Origin of the sequence: Moorena sp. SIO4A1, from assembly GCF_010672065.1 — a bacterium.
Lineage (GTDB): Bacteria > Cyanobacteriota > Cyanobacteriia > Cyanobacteriales > Coleofasciculaceae > Moorena.
Genome location: NZ_JAAHHX010000353.1, coordinates 1 through 2,108, shown reverse-complemented (window position 1 = coordinate 2,108; position 2,108 = coordinate 1). Strand labels below are relative to the sequence as shown.

Here is a 2,108-nt window from a genome sequence, read left to right as displayed (position 1 = left end):
GTCGGCTGATTAGAGCCGACTAAAACCCATTATAAGAGGATGGTGTAATTACTATAGTTCAGTCTGTAGTAAGGAAACCTTCAATACATTAGGGCATATGCTATGGAACAAACTCCGAAGATGGGGATATAGGAGGCATCCCAAGAAATCGAAATCCTGGGTAATCAAGAAATATTGGGGAACCATCGGGAAAGACAACTGGATGTTCATGACCGGGAAAGATAATTACTTGCCCAAACATGCCAAAACACCTATTGTTCGGCACAGAAAAGTCAAAGAAACCAGAAGTCCCTACGATGGCGATTTAATCTACTGGAGTCTCAGAATGGGTAAACATCCCGAAAATACCATTCAGAAGGCAAAACTTTTGAAAAGGCAAAAAGGGAAATGCTCCCACTGTGGTCTTACCTTTAGGGATGGAGACAAATTGGAAATGCATCACATCTTACCACGCGCTAATGGTGGAACTAACAAAGATGAAAATCTGGAATTACTACACCTTCATTGCCACGATGCCAAACACGGGACAAAAGTCAACGCCTTAGAGTTAGATGAAAACCCGTTAATGAGGTACCAATGACAATGGTTCCGTTTGATGAGGAGCCGTATGATGCGTGCATTGTCACGTACGGTTCTGAAGACGAGTCAGTGGGGTGACTCACTGGCTTAGTTTAATAAGGGAAAGCTTTTAGAACGGCTTGAAGGGTTTGAAGTTACCGTAAGATAGTGGAGCCTTTATAGTTGGTAGGTTATGCGTAAAAGGTTGAAGTCTGTTGTAGTAAGGCTCCACTATCTAAGGTTTCGTTTCCGGAAATGCGCTGATTGTGGTCTTACTTTCAAGGATGGAGATTTATTGGAAATACATCATATATTACCGCGCGCTAATGGTGGAAGCAACAAGGATGAAAATCTGGAATTATTACACCTACATTGCCACGATGCCAAACACGGAACTAAAGTTAACCCCAACGAGTTAGATGAGAATCCGTTTTAGAGGTACCACTGTCAAGGATAAGTCCTATGATGAGGAGCGGTATGATGCGTGCATTGTCACGTACGGTTCTGAAGACGAGTCAGTGGGGTGACTCACTGACTTAGTTTAATCACAATACTGCGATTCGGCGTTCGCGAAGCGTGGCCTTCGGCCTCAGCCGACGCTACGCGAACAATATCCTAAAGAGAGCTTTGAGTACGGTGGGGTTTGAAGTTACCGTAAGTAGAGGGTCGCCTTTACAGGGGACTGGCTATGAGAAAAAGGGTCAAAACTTATTAACTAAGGCTCCACTCTACTAAGGTTTCGTTTCCGGCACACCGGAACTTGGATTGACCGTAGGTCACACTACGCGAACGTCGATCCGAACGCTCGGGGAGAGGCGGCCTCTACTCTTCTTGGCTCTGGCCTGGAAGAGCCACGCTGCCTCGTTGAACCAAGAATCCCCGCGCCTTTAGGCCGGGGAGTGTCAAATCGCCTGTATGTATAATAGTATTGGTAAGTAAACTGCCCTAGTGAGTAAAAGCCAAGACTTACCTGGTAGCAGAGCTTAGAAAATCTGTCAAAACCCCTGACTCTCCTGGTAAAAAATCCAATCAATATGGTAGACGGCAAAGTAGAAATCAGCTCCTTCGGGGCGAGGGAAGTAGCCTTGGTAGTAGACAAACCTACTACCGGAGTAAGTCCTTTTAACTCAGGATTGTCTGCCTGACGCACTCAGAACTATTTTCAAGTGAGATGACTGGAATCTACACTGCCGATGAATTACAACAGCTGATGACCCAGGAGTCAGAGCGATGGCGACCTCTGGTATTTACTAATGGCTGTTTTGATATACTACACATTGGTCATGTGCGTTACTTAAAGATTGCCAAATCCTTGGGTTCAGCTCTAGTGGTCGGGCTAAATAGTGATCAATCAGTAAATCGCATTAAACCATCACAGCCAGGATATCCTTCCCGACCACTGGTTCCTGAAATACAGAGGGCAGAAATTCTGGCAACTCTCAAACCCGTAGATGGGGTAGTGATTTTTGCTGAAACCACAGCTAATCGTTTAATTGAAGCACTGCAACCAGAGGTGTACGTTAAAGGGGGTGACTACAGTCTATCCACTT

At 45.2% G+C, this 2,108-nt stretch carries 4 protein-coding genes; all 4 read left to right on the top strand.

Going from position 1 to position 2,108, the window contains the following annotated elements:
* Window positions 1–28 precede the first annotated feature (28 nt).
* Entirely contained in the window at window positions 29–580 is a 552-nt protein-coding gene (locus F6K53_RS38155; protein WP_293084943.1) for a group II intron maturase-specific domain-containing protein, read from the top strand.
* Window positions 581–751: 171 nt separating this feature from the next.
* A complete protein-coding gene (locus F6K53_RS38150; protein ID WP_081431350.1) occupies window positions 752–994 on the top strand; it encodes an HNH endonuclease signature motif containing protein in 243 nt (80 codons plus the stop codon).
* Window positions 995–1,134: 140 nt separating this feature from the next.
* Entirely contained in the window at window positions 1,135–1,293 is a 159-nt protein-coding gene (locus F6K53_RS38145; protein ID WP_293084940.1) for a hypothetical protein, read from the top strand.
* A gap of 436 nt (window positions 1,294–1,729) precedes the next feature.
* On the top strand, window positions 1,730–2,108 hold a 379-nt coding region (locus F6K53_RS38140), incomplete at its 3' end, for an adenylyltransferase/cytidyltransferase family protein (RefSeq protein WP_293084938.1).